14 protein-coding genes are annotated in these 18,666 nt (G+C 64.6%); 10 read left to right on the top strand and 4 right to left on the bottom strand.

Annotated features, from left to right (window positions below):
* The first annotated feature begins 27 nt into the window (after window positions 1-27).
* From carA to D9T14_RS02660, 10 genes are all read left to right on the top strand, one after another.
* Entirely contained in the window at window positions 28-1,182 is a 1,155-nt protein-coding gene (carA, locus tag D9T14_RS02615) for a glutamine-hydrolyzing carbamoyl-phosphate synthase small subunit (protein WP_119160610.1), read from the top strand.
* Window positions 1,182-4,508, top strand: coding sequence for a carbamoyl-phosphate synthase large subunit (gene carB / locus D9T14_RS02620; protein ID WP_119160611.1), 3,327 nt, complete (start codon window positions 1,182-1,184; stop codon window positions 4,506-4,508). Before carA ends, carB begins: the two co-directional genes overlap by 1 nt.
* Before the next feature lie 56 nt (window positions 4,509-4,564).
* On the top strand, window positions 4,565-5,668 hold the full coding sequence (locus tag D9T14_RS02625; RefSeq protein ID WP_119160612.1) for a quinone-dependent dihydroorotate dehydrogenase: 1,104 nt from the start codon (window positions 4,565-4,567) through the stop codon (window positions 5,666-5,668).
* Window positions 5,665-6,474: an orotidine-5'-phosphate decarboxylase gene (gene pyrF / locus D9T14_RS02630; protein ID WP_119160868.1), complete on the top strand. Its 810-nt coding sequence runs from the start codon at window positions 5,665-5,667 to the stop codon at window positions 6,472-6,474. Before D9T14_RS02625 ends, pyrF begins: the two co-directional genes overlap by 4 nt.
* Window positions 6,475-6,697: 223 nt before the next feature.
* On the top strand, window positions 6,698-7,576 hold the full coding sequence (locus D9T14_RS02635) for a quinate/shikimate dehydrogenase (RefSeq protein ID WP_119160613.1): 879 nt from the start codon (window positions 6,698-6,700) through the stop codon (window positions 7,574-7,576).
* 210 nt (window positions 7,577-7,786) lie between these two features.
* On the top strand, window positions 7,787-9,799 hold the full coding sequence (locus D9T14_RS02640) for an FAD-dependent oxidoreductase (RefSeq protein WP_119160614.1): 2,013 nt from the start codon (window positions 7,787-7,789) through the stop codon (window positions 9,797-9,799).
* 20 nt (window positions 9,800-9,819) lie between these two features.
* Window positions 9,820-11,547, top strand: coding sequence for a 3-dehydroquinate synthase (aroB, locus tag D9T14_RS02645; RefSeq protein ID WP_147434113.1), 1,728 nt, complete (start codon window positions 9,820-9,822; stop codon window positions 11,545-11,547).
* Window positions 11,548-12,326: 779 nt separating this feature from the next.
* Window positions 12,327-13,661, top strand: a complete 1,335-nt coding sequence (locus D9T14_RS02650) for an MFS transporter (RefSeq protein ID WP_119160616.1) — start codon at window positions 12,327-12,329, stop codon at window positions 13,659-13,661.
* Window positions 13,662-13,663: 2 nt separating this feature from the next.
* Window positions 13,664-14,461 (top strand): type I 3-dehydroquinate dehydratase, encoded by a 798-nt coding sequence (gene aroD / locus D9T14_RS02655; RefSeq protein ID WP_170175702.1) that lies wholly within the window; start codon window positions 13,664-13,666, stop codon window positions 14,459-14,461.
* A gap of 50 nt (window positions 14,462-14,511) precedes the next feature.
* Window positions 14,512-15,159 carry a LuxR C-terminal-related transcriptional regulator gene (locus D9T14_RS02660; RefSeq protein WP_259340956.1) on the top strand — a complete coding sequence of 216 codons (648 nt, stop codon included), beginning with the start codon at window positions 14,512-14,514 and terminating at the stop codon, window positions 15,157-15,159.
* A gap of 82 nt (window positions 15,160-15,241) precedes the next feature.
* On the opposite strand, the gene D9T14_RS02665 is transcribed toward D9T14_RS02660, so the two are convergent.
* Genes D9T14_RS02665 through D9T14_RS02680 form a run of 4 tightly spaced genes read right to left on the bottom strand, consistent with a single transcriptional unit; the run spans window position 15,242 to window position 18,518 of the window.
* Window positions 15,242-15,529, bottom strand: coding sequence for a ferredoxin family protein (locus tag D9T14_RS02665; protein WP_119160618.1), 288 nt, complete (start codon window positions 15,527-15,529; stop codon window positions 15,242-15,244).
* Between the two features lie 13 nt (window positions 15,530-15,542).
* Window positions 15,543-16,850: an FAD-dependent oxidoreductase gene (locus D9T14_RS02670; protein ID WP_119160619.1), complete on the bottom strand. Its 1,308-nt coding sequence runs from the start codon at window positions 16,848-16,850 to the stop codon at window positions 15,543-15,545.
* 17 nt (window positions 16,851-16,867) lie between these two features.
* Window positions 16,868-17,743, bottom strand: coding sequence for an electron transfer flavoprotein subunit alpha/FixB family protein (locus D9T14_RS02675; RefSeq protein ID WP_119160620.1), 876 nt, complete (start codon window positions 17,741-17,743; stop codon window positions 16,868-16,870).
* A gap of 22 nt (window positions 17,744-17,765) precedes the next feature.
* A complete protein-coding gene (locus D9T14_RS02680) occupies window positions 17,766-18,518 on the bottom strand; it encodes an electron transfer flavoprotein subunit beta/FixA family protein (protein ID WP_119160621.1) in 753 nt (250 codons plus the stop codon).
* Window positions 18,519-18,666: the final 148 nt, after the last annotated feature.

Here is an 18,666-nt window from a genome sequence, read left to right on the forward strand (position 1 = left end):
GGCTGCCCAGGGCAGGGAAGGATGGTCATGAGCGCGCACGAAAAGGACGCGATCCTGGTTCTCGAGGACGGTCGTGTCTTCCACGGCCAGGCATTCGGGGCCATCGGCGAGACCTTCGGCGAAGCGGTCTTCTCCACCGGCATGTCCGGCTATCAGGAGACCCTCACCGATCCGAGCTACTACGGTCAGGTGGTCGTCGCCACGGCCCCCCACATCGGCAACACCGGCTGGAACGACGAGGACGACGAGTCCAGCCGCATCTGGGTCGCCGGCTACGTCGTACGTGACCCGTCCCGGGTGCCGTCGAACTGGCGCAGCAAGCGCAGCCTCGACGAAGAACTCGTGGCCCAGGGCGTCGTCGGCATCAGCGGCATCGACACGCGCGCACTGACCCGCCACCTGCGTGACCGCGGCGCCATGCGCGTGGGGATCAGTTCGGTCAGCGCCGACACCGAGGCCCTGCTCGCCAAGGTCCGTCGCGTTCCCCAGATGGCCGGCGCCGACCTGATCGGGTACGTCACCACCGCCGAGCCCTACGTGGTGCCGGCCCGGGGCGGCAAGCGGTTCACCGTCGCCGCAATCGACCTCGGCGTCAAGTCCATGACCTTGCGCCAGCTGGCGGAGCGCGGCATCGAGGTGCACGTCCTGCCCGCCACCACCGGCTGGGAGCAGGTGGAGGCGCTCGCGCCGGACGGCCTCTTCCTGTCCAACGGCCCCGGGGACCCGTCCACTGCCGAGAGCGCCGCCGTCCTGTGCCGCCGGGCGCTGGCCGCCGGCGTCCCGCTGTTCGGCATCTGCATGGGCAACCAGGTGCTCGGCAGGGCACTGGGATTCGACACCTACAAGCTCAAGTACGGCCACCGGGGAATCAACCAGCCGGTCCTCGACCGGGCCTCGGGCCGGATCGGGATCACCTCCCACAACCACGGCTTCGCCGTCGACGCGCCGACCGACCACCCGGTCGACACGCCGTACGGGCGCGTCGAGGTCTCACACGTCTGCCTCAACGACGACGTCGTCGAGGGGCTGCGCCTGACCCGCGACGGCCGGCTCGCGGCCTTCTCGGTGCAGTACCATCCCGAGGCCGCGGCGGGCCCGCATGACGCCGCCTATCTCTTCGACGAGTTCGTCCAGATGATGGCCGACAACACCAGCACGACCAAGGCGGGGGAGCAGGCCTGATGCCCAAGCGCACCGACATCTCATCCATTCTCGTCATCGGCTCCGGCCCCATCGTCATCGGCCAGGCCGCCGAGTTCGACTACTCCGGCACACAGGCCTGCCGTGTCCTGCGGGACGAGGGCTACCGGGTCGTCCTGGTCAACTCCAACCCGGCCACGATCATGACCGACCCCGAGTTCGCCGACGCCACCTACATCGAACCGATCACCCCGGAGTTCGTCGAGAAGGTCATCGCCGCCGAGCGCCCCGACGCCCTGCTGGCGACCCTCGGCGGGCAGACCGCCCTCAACACCGCCGTCGCACTGCACGAGTCCGGCGTGCTCGAGCGGTACGGCGTCGAGATCATCGGCGCCAGGATCGAGGCGATCCAGCGTGGCGAGGACCGCGAGCAGTTCAAGCAGGTCGTCCAGAACCTCACCGTCGGTGACGCCGAGGTCGCTCGTTCCCACATCTGCCACTCCCTCGCCGAGGTCGAGGCGGCCGCCGAGGACCTCGGCTACCCGCTCGTCCTGCGCCCCAGCTACACGATGGGCGGGGTCGGCTCCGGTTTCGCGCACGATCACGACGAACTCGTCGCGATGGCCACCATCGGCCTGGACGCCAGCCCCGTCACCGAGGTCCTTGTCGAGGAGTCGGTGCTCGGCTGGAAGGAGCTCGAGCTCGAGGTCATGCGCGACAAGACCGACAACGTCGTCATCGTGTGCTCCATCGAGAACTTCGACCCGATGGGCGTGCACACCGGTGACTCGATCACCGTCGCCCCGGCCATGACCCTGACCGACCGCGAGTACCAGCGCATGCGTGATGTCGGCATCGAGATCATCCGGGCCGTCGGCGTCGACACCGGCGGCTGCAACATCCAGTTCGCGATCAACCCCGACGACGGCCGTCTCGTGGTCATCGAGATGAACCCGCGGGTCTCGCGCTCGTCGGCCCTGGCCTCGAAGGCCACCGGATTCCCGATCGCCAAGATCGCCGCCAAGCTGGCGGTCGGCTACACGCTCGACGAGATCCCCAACGACATCACCCGGCAGACCCCGGCCAGTTTCGAGCCCACGCTCGACTACGTCATCGTCAAGGTGCCGCGTTTCGCCTTCGAGAAGTTCCCCTACGCCGACTCCACGCTGACCACACACATGAAGTCGGTCGGTGAGGTCATGGGGATCGGCCGCAACTTCACCGAGGCCCTCGGGAAGGCCCTGCGCTCCACCGAGCAGGGCTCGGGTTTCTGGCTCTCCGACTCCTTCGACGGTGACGTCGACGCCATCCTGACCTCCCTGGCCCGCCCGCACGACAGTCTCATCCTGGAGATCGGCGAGGCGCTGCGCGCCGGTGTCCCCGTCGAGCGGATCGCCGAGGTCACCAGCATCGACCCCTGGTTCCTCGACCAGCTGGCCCTCGTCCACGAGATCGGTGAGCAGCTGCGCGGCGCGGACGAGCTCGACGAGCGCCTGCTGCGCAAGGCCAAGCGGCACGGCATCTCCGACAAGCAGATCGCGGTCCTGCGGGGCATCGACGAGGACGACGTGCGGGCCAGGCGCTGGGAGCTGGGTGTTCGTCCCGTCTTCAAGACGGTCGACACCTGTGCCGCCGAGTTCGCCGCCCGTACGCCATACCACTACTCGAGCTACGACGAGGAGAGCGAGGTCGCCCCACGCGAGAAGCCCGCCGTGCTCATCCTCGGCTCAGGCCCCAACCGCATCGGGCAGGGGATCGAGTTCGACTACTCCTGCGTCCACGCCGCCCAGGTGCTCAGCGCCAACGGCTACGAGTCGATCATGATCAACTGCAACCCGGAGACCGTCTCCACCGACTACGACACCTCCGACCGCCTGTACTTCGAACCGCTGACGCTGGAGGACGTGCTGGAGATCTACCACGCCGAGCGCCAGGCCGGGCCCGTCGCTGGCGTCATCGTCCAGCTCGGCGGTCAGACCCCGCTGCGCCTGAGCCAGCGGCTCAAGGACGCGGGCGTCCAGATCGTCGGCACCACGCCGGAGGCGATCTTCCTCGCCGAGGACCGCGAGGCGTTCGAGAAGGTGCTGGACTCCGCAGGCCTGCCCGCACCCAAGTACGGCATGGCCACCAGCTTCGAGCAGGCCCGCAGCGTCGCCGAGGCCATCGGCTATCCGGTACTCGTGCGCCCCAGCTACGTGCTCGGCGGGCGCGGCATGGAGATCGTCTACGACGAGCCCTCACTGGCCTCGTACATCGAGAACTCTGCGCTCGTCGGCCCGGACTCCCCGGTACTGGTCGACCGTTTCCTCGACGACGCCATCGAGATCGACGTCGATGCGCTCTACGACGGCACCGAACTGTACGTCGGCGGCATCATGGAGCACATCGAGGAGGCCGGTATCCACTCCGGCGACTCGGCCTGCTCCCTGCCGCCCGCCACCCTCGGTGACGCCGTCCTGGAACACATCCGGACGAGCACCGAGGCCATTGCGAAGGGGGTCGGCGTGCAGGGTCTCATCAACATCCAGTACGCCCTGTCCGCCGACACGCTGTACGTCATCGAGGCCAATCCGCGGGCCTCGCGCACCGTCCCGTTCGTCTCCAAGGTCACCAACACCCAGCTGGCCAAGGCCGCGACCCTCATCATGCTCGGCTCCTCGATCGCCGAACTGCGTGCTGCGGGCCTGCTGCGACCGGTCAGCGACGGGGCCGCCCGCTGGCCCGGCATGCCGATCGCGGTCAAGGAGGCCGTCATGCCGTTCAACCGCTTCCTCACCGAGCAGGGGCGCAGCGTCGACACGCTGCTCGGGCCCGAGATGCGCTCCACCGGCGAGGTCATGGGCATCGACCGCAGCTTCGGCGTGGCCTTCGCGAAAACTCAGGACGCCGTCTACGGTTCGCTGCCGACCGGTGGCACCGTGTTCGTCTCGGCCGCCAACCGCGACAAGCGTCACATCGTCCTGCCCGTCAAGGAACTGTCCCAGATGGGTTTCCAGATCCTCGCCACCGCGGGTACCGCGAGCGTGCTCATGATGCACGACATCGACGTGACGACGGTGCGCAAGTACACCGAGGGCCGCGGCCCGAACGGCGAACCCACCATCGTCGACCTCATCGAGGACGACCGGGTCTCACTGATCTTCAACACCCCCACCGGTGAGACCCGTGGCGGCAGGCCCCGCGGCGACGGCTACGAGATCCGGACCGCGGCGATCGGGCACGGCGTGCCCTCGATCACCACCGTCCAGGCACTCGAGTCGGCCGTCCAGGCCATCCAGGCCGTGCGAGGCGGGGACATCTCGGTGCGCTCGCTGCAGGCCTGGGGCGCCGACATGGACGAGCACTTCACCTCAACCCGGACGCACTGACACAATCAACCCAGGCGGCCGAGCGTGCCGCCGACCGACGAGGACGAGGAGAGGCCATGCCGAGTGCCGACGAGCTGTACGTGCGGGTCATCCGCCACGGCTACAAGAGCGTCATCCGCCCGGTACTGTTCCGCATGCACGGCGGCGACCCGGAGAAGATCCACGGTCAGCTCATCTCGACGATGGGTCATCTACCCGAGTCGCTGCTGGGTGTCATCGAACGTCTCGTCGGCACCGGACGCGACCCGGTGGACCTCGCCGGTGTCCACTTCCCCGGCCGGGTCGGCGTCGCGGCCGGCCTCGACAAGGACGGGGTGGCCGCCGGCGTGTGGGGCCCGCTCGGGTTCGGCTTCGCAGAACTCGGCACCGTCACCCGCCACGCCCAGCCCGGCAACCCCCGTCCGCGCCTGTTCCGCCTGGCCCGGTCGGAGGCGATCATCAACCGGATGGGCTTCAACAACAACGGCGCCGAGGCCCTGGCAGCCAAGCTCGACAACGCCGGCGTCCGGCGCGGGAACAACCGCCTGGGCGCCCCGATCGGCGTCTCCATCGGCAAGACGAAGAAGACCCCGCTCGGGCAGGCCGTCCCCGACTACCTGTTCAGCCTCGAGACCCTGGCCCCGTACGCCGACTACATCGCCATCAACGTCTCCAGCCCGAACACGCCCGGCCTGCGCAGCCTGCAGAGCCAGCGCGAGATCGAGGAGCTGACCGGCGCGATCGTCACCCGCGCCGGCGAACTCGACCCGGCCGCCCCGGTGCCGGTCTTCGTGAAGATCGCCCCCGACCTGTCCGCCGGCCAGATCGATGATCTGCTCACGGCCTGCGAGAGCGCCGGCATCAGCGGCATCATCGCAACGAACACCACCGTCGGGCGCGATGGCCTCGCCCCGGCCGACCAGCACCTCGCCAGCCAGGCCGGTGGCCTGTCGGGCAGGCCCCTCACCCGGATGGCGCTGGACTGCGTGCGCCGGGTCACCAGGCACACCGAGCTGCCGGTCATGGGTGCCGGCGGCATCATGACGCCGGCGGACGCGCAGGCCATGTTCGACGCGGGAGCCAGGCTCGTCCAGATCTACACGGGCTTCATCTTCGAGGGCCCGGCCCTCGTCATGGGCATCAACAGGCTGTGCCGGCCGGACCGGGGTGCGGTGCGATGACCGAGTCGTTCAGCGCACGCCTCAGCGCCGTCACCGCAGAGCGAGGCCGCCTGTGCGTCGGACTGGACCCGCACGAGCGGCTCGTCGCCGGCTGGGGCCTGAGCTACGACGCCGCCGGCGTCGAACGGATGGCCCGCGAGACCGTCGCGGCACTCGGCGATCAGGTGGCGGTCTTCAAACCACAGAGCGCCTTCTTCGAGGTCTTCGGCCCCGCCGGTGCCGCCGCACTGCAGCGTGTCCTGTCGGACATCGCCCAGGCCGGCGCGCTCTCGATTCTCGACGTCAAGCGCGGCGACATCGGCTCGACGATGGCCGCCTACGCCCACGCCTATCTTTCCGAGGGCGCCCCCTTGGCCGCCGACGCGATCACCGTCAGCCCCTACCTCGGTTTCGAGTCGCTGCGTCCTGCCATCGACCTGGCGCACCAGACCGGCCGGGGCCTGTTCGTCCTGTGCCGGACGAGCAATCCCGAGGGGGAGTCCGTCCAGTTCGCCACGGCCTCGGGCCGCACCATCGCCCAGCAGGTGCTCGACGCCGCCCGGGCCGAGAACACCGCGAGCGGGCTCGACGACATGGGGCTGGTCATCGGCGCCACCCACGAGGACGCCGGTGTCGACCTGACCGGCTTCACCGGCTGGGTGCTGGCCCCGGGCATCGGCGCCCAGGGCGGCACCGTGGAAGCTCTCGCCGCCATCTTCGGCGGTGCCGTCGGCCGCGTCCTGCCCAGCGTCTCCCGCGGTGTGCTGCGTGCCGGTCCGGACGTGGCGGCGCTGCGCGCGGCTGCATCCGCGCTTGTCATGCGGTGATTCTTGGCAGGGGGAGTGTCCTCGCCGCTGTCCATGATCCGTCCTGTGCGTCGCTGAACCTCCACTGCTCGGCGGTGAACTGCTGCGATCACGGCAGGGTCTGCTGAAGGATCTCGGACAAAAACTGGGGTTGTGCCTATGGCGCAAGGGCTGCCGATCGAGTTAAACTAACTAACGAGTTAGTTCGCAACGTGGCGAATGCCTCACGGAGAGGATCCTTTCCATGAACGATGAAGTTCAGCAGATCATCACCGGGCGTACAGAGCTTCTTGGCCTGCTTGCCTACCCCATCCGGCACAGCCAGTCCCCGCGGATGCACAATCTCGCTCTCGCGCGACTCGGGCTTGACTACGCCTACGTGGCCTTCGAGGTGAACGAGGAGGAGCTGCCCGCGGCAGTTGATGCCATGAGGGTGCTCAAGGTGCGTGGATGGAATGTCTCCATGCCGAACAAGATGAAGATCTTGGACTACGTCGACACGATCTCCCCTGCTGCTGAGCTCATCGGAGCGTCGAACACCGTGGTCAACGAAGAAGGCCGGCTCATCGCGTACAACACCGATGGCATGGGTGCGATGGAGGCACTGCGTTTCTACGGCCACGGCCCTGAGAAGCAGACCCTGACAGTCGTCGGTGCGGGCGGCGCGGGTACCGCGGTGACCGTGCAGGCGGCGCTGGACGGTGCGGAGAAGATCAACGTCTTCAACCGCAAGGACTCCTTCTGGGCCAGCGCGGAGCGCACCGTGGAGAGAATCAGTTCAGAGACGGGCACAGTGGGTGTGTTGCACGACATCGAGGACAAGGATGCCCTCACAGGTGCATTGGCCGATTCCTCAGTGCTGGTTGATGCGACGAATGTTGGCATGGGCAAGCTCGAGGGGATGACGAACTTCCCGGATGTCTCGATCATCCCATCGGATGTGTTCGTGATGCATGTCGTCTATGCGCCGGCTGAGACGAGGCTCCTGAGTGATTGCAAGCAGGCTGGACTGCGGTGCGCCAACGGCATCGAGATGATGTACCGCCAAGGTGCCGCGGCCTTCAAACTGTTCACCGGACACGACATGCCCTTGGACTACGTGCGCGAACACATGAATTCCTGATCTCTGTGGGAACGTCTGGACGGTCGACTCCACAAGACGATCTCGCCGGGTGACCCGTCCGGTGAGGACAGCGGACTTTCCTGGCAGGAGATGACCTGACTTATCCGGCGGACTACCAGTCCGTTCGAACAGCGCAACGGAAGCGTTGACTTGCGATCCTGGGTCCGTCTCGAGCCGAGGCGGACCCAGGAGACATGGAATGAGGTCCTCATGATTATTTCGTATGCTCATCCGACGGCACACATCTTCGAGCCCATCACTGTCCGCGGCATGACAATACCCAACCGGGTCGTCATGCCGCCGATGGGAACCAATTTCGCCACAGTGAGTGGGGAGCTCAGCGACGAACACATGGCCTACTACCGGGAACGGGCCCGCGGCGGCACGGGGCTCATCGTCATGGAGAACGTCTGCGTCGACCACCCCGTCGGCTCGAACGGGTTCACCCAGCTGCGACTCGACAGCGACCGGTACCTGCCACGCATGTTCGCCTTCACCGAGGAGATGCATCGCCATGGGGCGGTGGCAGGTGTGCAGATCAATCATGCCGGTGCCTCGGCCAATCCGACGCTGACCGGTGTCCCCACGATCTCGTCATCCGACGTGCCCTCCAAAGCCGGCGGCCCCGCCCCGACGCCGATGACCACGAAGCAGATCAGGCATGTCATCGAGCGCTTCGGACAGACCGCTCAGCGCGCCCAGCGCGCCGGCTTCGACATGGTTGAGATCCATGGCGGGCACTCCTATCTGCTGAACCAGTTCCTGTCCCCGCTCTACAACCACAGGACCGACGAGTACGGCGGCGGCCCGGAGAACAGGGCGCGATTCCTGGTTGAGGTGCTGCGTGAGGTGCGTGCCCGCGTCGGCGAACGCTTCCCGATCTCGCTGCGGGTCAGTGCTGACGAATTGCTCGACGGGGGAAATCGCCTCGATGACACCCTTGCCCTGGCCTCGTACTGCGATGAGTACGTGGACATCTGGAACGTCTCGGCAGCGGAGAACCCCACTCTTCAGTACCAGATCGACATGGCCCGACTGCCTGATGGCTGGCGCTCACAGATGGCACGCGCCTTCAAGGAGAGATTCGGAAAACCAACCATCACATCGGGCAACATCCGTGACCCGCAGGTGGCCGAACGCATCCTCGACGAGGGCGATGCTGATCTCGTAGCGATCGGTCGCGGTCTCATAGCCGATCCCTGGTGGACGCGCAAGGTGCGTGAAGGACGCCCGGAGGAGATTCTGCATTGCATATCATGCAATATCGGCTGCGCAGACCACCGGACCCGGCAGGGCAAGCCGATCCGCTGCACGGTCAATCCAAGCATCCTCGACAATGAGTCCTATCGCGACAGGAAGGTCAGCGTACCGACGAAAGTCGTCGTGGTGGGCGGTGGCCTGGCGGGCTTGGAGGCTGCTTCGACCGCGGCCGAGGTTGGCTGCGAGGTGACACTGCTGGAGAAGAACGACCAGCTTGGCGGCATCGTCCGTCATGCCGCCAAACTGCCGGCCAAGTGGCGTATCGCGAAATACCTCGACGAAGCAGTGCTTCGTGCTCGCCGTGCAGGAGTGCACGTCCTGGCCGGACAGTCGGGGGATCCTGGCCGGGTCGTCGATGAGCATCCCGATCTCGTCGTCAATGCCACCGGGAGCCTGCCGGTGGCCCCGCCCATCCCAGGACTGCGTGAACGTCTGGACAAGTCGGGCTCGGCCGTCACGTCCATCGCCGGCTTTGCCGCACGCCTCGACGAGGTGAGCCAGTGGAGCGGGGAACGGGTCATCGTCGCGGGCGCCGGGGCGGTGGGCCTGGACGTGGTGGAGCACCTGGTGGACCACGATGTGCAGGTGACATTGATCGAGCAGTTGCCCGCGATCGGCAACGATCTGGACATGATCACCCGTTTGCAGATGCTCGAGGTACTGGACCGCGGCGGCGTGGACGTCAGGGTGAGCACCAGTCTGACCGAGGTCCGCGACAACGGTGTCCTGGTGCGGACTGCGGGTTCTCCGCCCGAGCTCATCGCCATGGTGCACGGCGTGATCTGTCTCGGGATGCGGCCGGTGACCTCCGGGTTGGCGGAGCTGATCGAACGCTGTACCGGCGAGGGGATCGCCGTGATGAACATTGGGGATTCGGTGCGCCCGCGTAAAATCATCGATGCGGTGCGCGAGGGTCGTGCTGTGCTGAGGATGCTTGACGAACTCGGCAGGCGAGCCGCGTGAGGCAGACGAGATGACCCTTCTTGAGCTTCGCCGAAGACGCAGCAGAAGAAAGAACGACGATCATGGCTGATGACACGCAGCCCCCGGTACAGGACTGCGGGGACCACAGCGAGCACCATCCCGCCGTGGTGCTCGTCGGCCCGCCAGGGGCCGGCAAGACCACGGTGGGCAAGCTCATCGCCCGCGCGCTGGAACTGCCCTTCCTCGACACGGACGACGAGGTGGAGCGAGTCGCCGGCATGCCGATCCCCGAGATGTTCCTCACCCAGGGAGAGCCGGCCTTCCGTGCACTTGAGCACGAGACGGTGTTGCGGGTGCTGCGCGAGTTCGATGGCATCGTTGCGTTGGGGGGCGGTGCCGTCTTGCACCCTGGTACGCAGGAGGCCCTGCGCCAGCACATGACGGTTTTCCTCGACGTCGACGTCACGCAGGCATTGCCACGTGTTGGGCTCTCTGGGGTCCGCCCGCTGCTGATGGGCGATCCGGTGACGAAGTTCAACGAGCTCATGGCGCAGCGCCGGGCCATCTACGAGAGCGTCTCACAGATCCGGCTGAACACCACCGGCCGACGCCCGCAGGACTCCGGCGAGGACATCCTGCTGGCGCTCATCAATGCGGGCACGGTCAACCTGCCGCCGGGCATCGTGCGGCGCACCGCATCGCGGCACGCGCCGGCGAGTGTGGTGACCGTGACCGGTCAGGACGGGTACGACATCCGTGTCGGTTGGGGGCTGCTGCCTGAGATCACCGAACTCATACCGGCCGGCGCCGAGCGGGTGCTGGTGGCTCACGAGGCCGTCGGCGCTCAGACCGCCGCCAAGCTGACGCAGTGCTTGGAGGATGCGGGTCGACAGGTCGTGCGCCACGAGTTGCCCGAGCTCCGGGAGTCGAAGAACCTGGAGGTCGTCGCCCGGATCTGGGATCTGCTGGCCGAACATCATTTCGGTCGGCAGGATGCGATCGTTGCCGTTGGAGGTGCCGAGACGACCTATCTGCTCGGATTCGTAGGGGCTACCTGGCTGCGAGGCGTGCCAGTGGTGAACGTCCCCACGAGCCTACTCGCCATGGTGGACGCATCTGTCGGCGGCAAGGCAGCCCTGGATCTGCCTCGCGGCCGTGACCTGGTGGGCGCCTTCCACCCTCCGCATGGAGTGATGTGCGACCTGGGCTTGCTGGAGAGCCTGCCAGTCGAGCAACTGCGTTCTGGTCTGGCTGAGATCATCAAAGCGGGTTTCCTGGGGGACGAGCGGATTCTGCGGTTGATCGAGGCCAATGCCGGTGCTGATGCCCTGGACATCCAGTCTCCTGTCTTCCGTGAGCTCATGGAGCGCGCCCTGGCGGTCAAGGCACGGATCGTGGCCGAGGATCTGAGGGAGATAGGGCTGCGTGAGGTGCTCAACTACGGGCACACCCTGGGTCATGCCATCGAGAACTGTGGGGGTCCTGATGTGCGGCATGGCGATGCCGTAGCGATCGGCATGGTCTTTGCGGCCGAGCTCTCCCATCGAATGGGCAGACTCGATGTCGAGGTGCTGACTCGTCATCGCGCCGTGCTGCGGATGGTCGGTCTGCCGACCTGCTGTTCCTCGGCGAGCTGGGCGGAACTGTCGCAGGCGATGTCCTGGGACAAGAAGGTCCGCAATGGTGAGCTGCGTTTCGTGATCTTGGAGGACATCGAGAAGTGCGCCATCGCTCGGAACCCCGACGAGCGGTTGCTACAACAGTCCTGGGCGGCCCTCCAGAGCTGAGCACGTGGCTGCTTCGCGCCGGCAATCAGGGCGCACAGGCAAGCCCAGCACGAAGAAGCTCTGGAGCGGCTCTGGTGAGAAGCCTGCTCGGTGTGGAAGCGGGGCGTCGGTTCTGGCGTTGTCCGAAGAAGTGTCTCGGTCCGCAGGGCTTTTCCGCGGCGCATCGATCGGGCTGGTATGTCGAATATGAGTTCCCCGAGGCCCATGGCGCGAGGGGAGCAGTCCGTGTAAAGTAACTAACAAGTTAGTTCACAGCATGGCAGTCGTTCATCGAGTGACTCTCTCGGCAATGACGCGAGAGGTCGCCAGGGCGGCTGACGCGATGCGAGCTCTTAGCTGCGTTGCCGGGAACGGCCTGGCATGAAGCGGAGTGAGGCGTGGGGCACGACACATTCGCCCTATCGTTTCGCCGGGCAGAATGCCGGTCGTCATCGGCTGCGTACATCATGAAAGGCGTTCGCCGGAGACGCTGTGCTTCTTCGGTCGTGATCCCAGGAGGGCACACAGCTATGATCGTCAATCGCTGGAAGATCCTGATCATCCCCGGCGAGCCTGCGATGTGCCCGCCGCGCGGCTGGGAGCAAGCTGGTCGGCTGTGCACGGAGATCACTCACGACCTACCGAGGGGTTTCATACCCGCGCCCGGTGCGGTTGCGTCAGTCCCGGAACGTCAGTGAGTCCTGCGTGCAGGCGCACCGGCCCGTGAACCAACTCATCCCTCCCACCCGACGTGTACCCCTTGTGGGGCATGCGTGGTCGTTCATCAGAAAGGAGCTCTCGTGGCCACAAAAGTTCAGAACATGGGAGCTGTGCTCACCCTTTACTTCGCCTACTTCGTGTATGCCATGGGTCTCATCGCAGCAAGTCAGCTGGCCGGCTCGCCGAGCGATGGCTGGGGCCTGTCCGTGGCTTGGGGGGTCGAGACCAAAGATGTGATCTCGGCTCTGTCGGTGATGGCGATCGGCAAATTCATCAGCTATCCCTTCGCGGGATTCCTGGCGGACCGGTTCGGTCGTCGCAAGATCGTGCTGGTAGGTATCGCACTCAACGTGATCTTCTTCCTCCTGCTGCCGATCTCCCCGAACCGCACTATCGGTATGCTGTTGGCTGCGGTTTTCGGTATCGGTAACTCTTTCTTGGACGCCGGGACCTACCCGACGCTCATGGAATCAAACCCCTCGAATGCTGGCACGATGAACATCTTGATCAAGATCTTCATCTCAGCGGGACAATTCGTCATGCCCTTGCTCATCACGATGGTTGGTACCCAGAACTGGCGAATCGTGCCGATCGCAGGGGGTATCTACATGGTGGTGATGGGGGTCTTGGCCTGCATCGTGTCCTTCCCCGATTACAAGAAGATCGCGGCTGAGCAGTTGGCGGCCCAGAACGCCGCCGAGCAGGCTGCCGGCACCAAGAATGGATCGACGAGGGCCCGTGCGCGCTTCGCGGTAGAGGGCAGCGCCTGCCTCATCTTCATCTTCTGCACCAACGGGATCGTTTACCTGGCGAATCAGGCCCTTCCCCAGATTGGTGCCAACACCGCTCATCTGACCGAGGCTCAGGGTCGCACCCTGACACAATTCTTCACAATCGGTTCGGTCGTTGCAGTGCTGCTCACTGCCATGATCTCCTCGCGTGGTGTCAAGTCCATCAACTTCGTGCCCGTTTACGCCGCTTGTGGCCTGGTGTCGGTGGTACTGCTCAACATCGGGTTCATGCACTCTCTCGCAGGTATGAGGATCACCGCTTTCCTCATCGGCTACTTCGTCTCAGGTGGCATCATGCAGCTCGTGCTCACCGCGATGTCGGACTTCTTCCCGAAATCCAAGGGTCAGATCGTGAGCTGGTACTGGATGGCTGGCGCAGTCGGTGGATTCGTACTGCCCTACGCAGTTGGCGCCATTGTGCCGAGTACGGCAGGTGTCTCGGATGAGGAGGCCGTACACCTACTGACCACCGGCTACACCAACGTCGTGTGGCTCGCAGTAGCCTTCAGCGTACTTGCTTTCGTGACCGCGGCCTTCGTCTTCCTGCGGCACCGATCTATTTTCCGGACGATCCGGTCAATACCCGAGGCAGAAGGTCTCAGTAGTTCTGGAGAGGATAGCTGACGATGACTGTGCAGACGGTACGCGTGGGAAACGTGGTGCTGGGGGAGGGCCGGCCCAAGGTGATCGTACCGATCACCGGGGCGACGGCCGACGAGATCTTGGCTGCTGCGAGTACCGCAATATCCCACGAGATAGACATCTTGGAGTGGCGGATCGACTTCTTCGAAGGGGCACTCGACAGCGGTGCAGTCACCTCACTCGCAGGCCAACTGGCTGCCCGCTTGAACGGTCGGCCGGTACTGGCGACGTTCCGGACGGCAGATGAAGGCGGTGAGAAGCGGATCGGCGTCCAGGACTATGTCGACCTCAACTTGGCCTTGATTGCGTCCGGGCAGGTCAATGCCGTGGACGTCGAGTTCTTCCGTGGCTCAGACGCGGTGCATACCATCATTGCTGCCGCTCATGCGCAGGAGATGGCAGTGATCGCATCCAACCACGATTTTGATGCGACGCCACCGGTGGGGGAGATTGTGTCCCGGCTGAGAGCGATGCAGGACATGGGGGCCGACGTTGCGAAGCTGGCATGTACTCCGCATGATGTCGGTGATCTGCTCACTTTGCTGTCAGCGACGTGGCAGATGTCGGTGCGGTATGCCGATCATCCAATCATCACCATGTCGATGGGGCGGTTGGGAATGCTCTCGCGCATGACCGGTGCCTTCTTCGGTTCGGCGGCCACCTTCGGCATGGTCGGGCGCGCCTCGGCGCCGGGACAGATTCCCGTTGAGGATCTCAACCGGATTCTCAAGCTCATCGGTGAATGGGCTCCTACGGGCTGCTGCTTCAGGGGCTGCTGCTGAGCCAGCAGCCCGAGGGGATTCTTCGTAAAAGAAAAGGAAGTTCTGGGCCAATGGTTGTGCAACGCCAAGATCAGCAGCTAATTCGTGTCATGGTGGTCGATGAGCATGAAATCATCAGGCGAGGTGTCGATGCCATTCTTTCGGACTCGCTCGGCGTCAGCTTCGTCGGTGAGGCGCGTAGTGTCGCAGGGGCAGTGCGCTTGGCGCCTTGCTTGGCGCCGCAGATCATCTTGGTTGCGTTGCGGCTGCCTGACGGAACGGGCCTCGACCTCATCGCACAATTGCGTGATGTGCTTCCTGGTGTGCACTTCATCGTGCTCACCTCGGTGAACGATGATGAGGCGAAACGCGAGGCCTTGATGGGCGGGGCCAGTGCGTATCTTCACAAGTCCCTGCGGGCCGTCGAAATGGTTTCTGTGATCAAGGGCGTTGCCGCTGGGCGGGCCGTGGCTGGGCAGAAGCTCCCGGCCCGTAGTGGAAGCACGGATCTCACGGCGAATCTTACGCCAACGGAACGGCGCATTCTGGAGTCCATAGGCGAGGGCCTGAGCAACCGTGAGATCGGCGCGCGGATGGGGATAGCCGAGAAAACGGTGAAGAATCACATCACGTCGTTGCTGGCGAAGATGGGCCTGCGGCGACGCACTCAGGCGGCAACCTGGATCGCCACGCGACACGCACTGTCGTGGCGGAGGTGAAAGGGGGAAGAAAGCACCGTGCCGGTGTCGGGATGATCCATGACACCGGCACGGTGCTGATCAGAGGGTGTCTCGGAGGCGATCAACCTTCGCGGAACTCCACACCGAAACCACCGCGCGGATAGTGCCAGTCGAGCGCACCCCCTGGCATGATGGCCAGGCATGTGCCGCACTCCAGGCACGCTGCGTACTCGGCTGAGATGGTTCCGTCGGCTTCTTCGGTGTAAACGTGCGCCGGGCAGATGTCAATCAACAGTTTCCCGGTGCCAGTGGCCCGCACGATCCTTTGGTTGATCTCAATGTGGCTGAATTCTTCATCGGTCTGGTAATTGTTCCTCGCCAAGCGTTCGGCGACTGTGCCCGTGATCATTGCTGCTTTCTCCTCACAGAGCTCGTACGGCTTGCCAGGCATCTTTGGCGAGCTCGGTCATCTTGACGCCTGACCGTCTGATGGTTGACGCAGCAATGCCTGCCAGATGCTTGCGGGGTGTGGTGTCAAGATCGTAGATGCCATGCATCACATCAGCGAGGAGCACTCCGTAATCATGGTAGAAACGCGGGTTCTCCAACAGCGCAGGAAGCTTCTTGTAAAGCTCCATGTCCTGCCCCACGAATCCTTGTCGAAGTTTCTCATGGTACCGGTCCATGGACTCTTGCGAGAAATTCTGGGCGGCCAAGGCCTCCTCGATGGCCTGTGCCGCGGCCATCGCGGTGCCGGCGGCCAGGTCCATGCCTCTGATCGTCATTCCCGTGTTGAGCGTGAAACCGCCGGCGTCCCCGATGATGAGCAGGCCTGGCCGGGTCAGGTCATGATTGGCCATCGCCGGTCCATCCTCGATCGTCAGGTGGCAGCCGTACTCCAGCAACTCGCCGTCCTTCAACAGGGGGGCAATGGCTGGATGATTCAGGAAGTGGTCGTGGACATCGGAGGAGGCCAGTCCCCTGGCGGCCAGATCATCCAGCCGTAACACCACGCCGACCGAGATCGAATCGATGTTCGTGTAGAGGAATCCTCCCCCCGCACAGCCTTGCGTGGCGTCGCCTACCACAGCATAGGCGACGCCTTCCTGCGGGCTCAGGTGGAAACGATCCTCCAGTACGTTTTGGGGTACGTGGATGACGGATTTCACTCCGACGGCCAAGTGTCTGCGGGGCTCCTTGGCGCGTATGCCGGCTTGTCGCGCGATGAAGGAGTTCACACCGTCAGCCGCGACCACGACGCGTGCACGGAGCTCGTCCTCGCCGGCGCGAACCCCCACGATCCGGCCGTCCTCGATGAGCAGCTCATCGACCTTCACTTGGGGCATCACCATGACGCCTGCCTCCTCGCACTGCTCGGACAGCCAGGCATCCAGTTTCGACCGGAGTACAGTCACTGCGTTCACGGGTTCGGCCAGCCTCTGGTCCCAGTAGTCGACATTGACCGATGAGCTCTCGTTGAGAAAGGAAAGAACATTGCGAGTGATTCGTCGCTCAACGGGTGCCTGGATGGCGAAACCGGGAAAGACCTGTTCCATGACTCGGCAGTAGAAGACGCCACCTGACAGATTCTTGGTTCCCGGCTGGCTGCCGCGCTCAATGAGCACCACCTCATGACCCGCCTTGGCCAATTGGTAGGCGCAGACAGTTCCTGCCACGCCTCCTCCGATCACGATTGTGTCGAAGAGTTCCTCGTCCTCGTCGCTCGTCATCGTGTTCCTCCGTGCTGTCAGTTGAGTGCTGCAGTGAGGGCCGGGAGCACCTCGTAGAGGTCGCCGATGACGCCGTAGTCGGCGTAGCCGAAGATCGGTGCATCCTTGTCGTCATTGATCGCAACGATGGTCTTCGCGTCACGAGCGCCCGCCATGTGCTGCAACTGTCCTGAGATGCCGACCGCGACGTACAGATCGGGTTTCACCGACTGACCGGAAACGCCCACGTAGCTTTCTTTTGGCATCCATCCCACGCCCTCGGCTACAGGTCGAGAGCAGGCCAACTCCGCGTCAAGGGCTGCTGCGAGATCCCGGGCCAACTTCAAGTCGGCTTCAGTCCTGAACCCGCGGCCAACTGCCACGATGCGCTGTGCCGAACTGAGATCGACGCTTGCCGTGTCGGCCTTTGTCGTTTCAGCAGTGATGCGGGCTGCCAGGGGGGCGGGTGTCGTCGATGAGACCGTCGCGACCTGTTGACCGCTGATCTCCGCTCCCCCTGGGGCCACGACCACGACGGGGTGCTGCGTACTGGTCACCTTCTCGCGGGCGATCCCGCCGAAGCGGTCCAGCTCAAAGATTCCATCAGTCACGGCGATCAGCCCGGTGAGTACGGGTGCGCCCAGGTTTACGGCAAGCGAACCGGCGAGTACGCGTTCTGCGGCCCGGTTCGGTACCAGCACCACGTCGCCCGGCTGAGCGTCGACCGTGGCAGTGACTGCTGGTGCAGCGGCCTCGGCCGGAGTCCCCTCGGGAAGCGGAATGGTGAGTGTCTGATCCGCTTCGGGGAGGGAATCAGTTCCGACACCGACGATGGTTGTGGGAGCACTGAGCTGGCCGGCAACCTCGAGGAGGCCTGCGATCTGGTTATTGGTGGTGATGATCCACGTGGTCATTTCTGGTCCTTCCCCTCGATACTCACAACAGGCCATCGGCATGCAACACAGCGGCGAGTTGTTCACCGTCGGTGACAATTTTGTTCTGGCGAGTCCTGGCAGCTGGGCGCGAGCGTTCCGTGATGGTGAGATCGATGCTGCTCGGCTCAAGATCTGCAACCGCCACGGTGTCAACTTTTTTCTTTCCAGCGGCGAGGATGTCCTTCATGCCCGGAACCTTGGCCTGGGTCGCATCGGGAGCGATGGCGAGTACTGCGGGGCCGGTGACTGCGATGGTACGGGTGCCGCCCGGGATGTTCTGAATGATGGACCAGCCGTCATCACTCCGCTCAGCCCCGGCCACGTCCTGGAAGCACGGCCAGCCGAGGTGACCTGCGAGCAGTGCTGACACGAGCTTCGCGTTCTCGTCGATGGAGGCGTCTCCGGTGAGCACTAGGTTGACGCCATCAATCCTCTGGATCAGAGCGGCCAAGGCCTGCGCGACCTGGGTGAGATTCCACTCCGCGGTCTGGTCATCAGCGACCACCAGACCTCGGTCAAAACCGCGTGACATGGCCGCCTTCTTCGCCATGGAGCTGCCGACGGCAGAGGTGCCCACCGACACGCCGACGAGTTCGTCACCCGTGGCCGTGGCCAGTTCGCTGCCCAGTTGGATGGCGACGGGGTCGTACTCGCTCAGCGCGAGTTTGGCGCGCGACCAGTCAACGATGCCTTCGGCGCTGACTGAGGCATCCTGAGGATTTGCTGCCCATTTATAGGCGACGACAATGGTCATGAGCCCTCTCCTTGACAAGATGAACGGAACGCCATCGTCCCGTTGAGGCGTGGTTCACGGCTAGGGAACGTCACTACGCCAGCTATTAACTAGTCGGTACAATCATAACTGCAAGGATGCTTCGGTGCAGGGTCTTTGGTCCCGGATG

The organism is Propionibacterium australiense (assembly GCF_003666605.1).
Taxonomy (GTDB): Bacteria; Actinomycetota; Actinomycetes; order Propionibacteriales; family Propionibacteriaceae; genus Propionibacterium; species Propionibacterium australiense.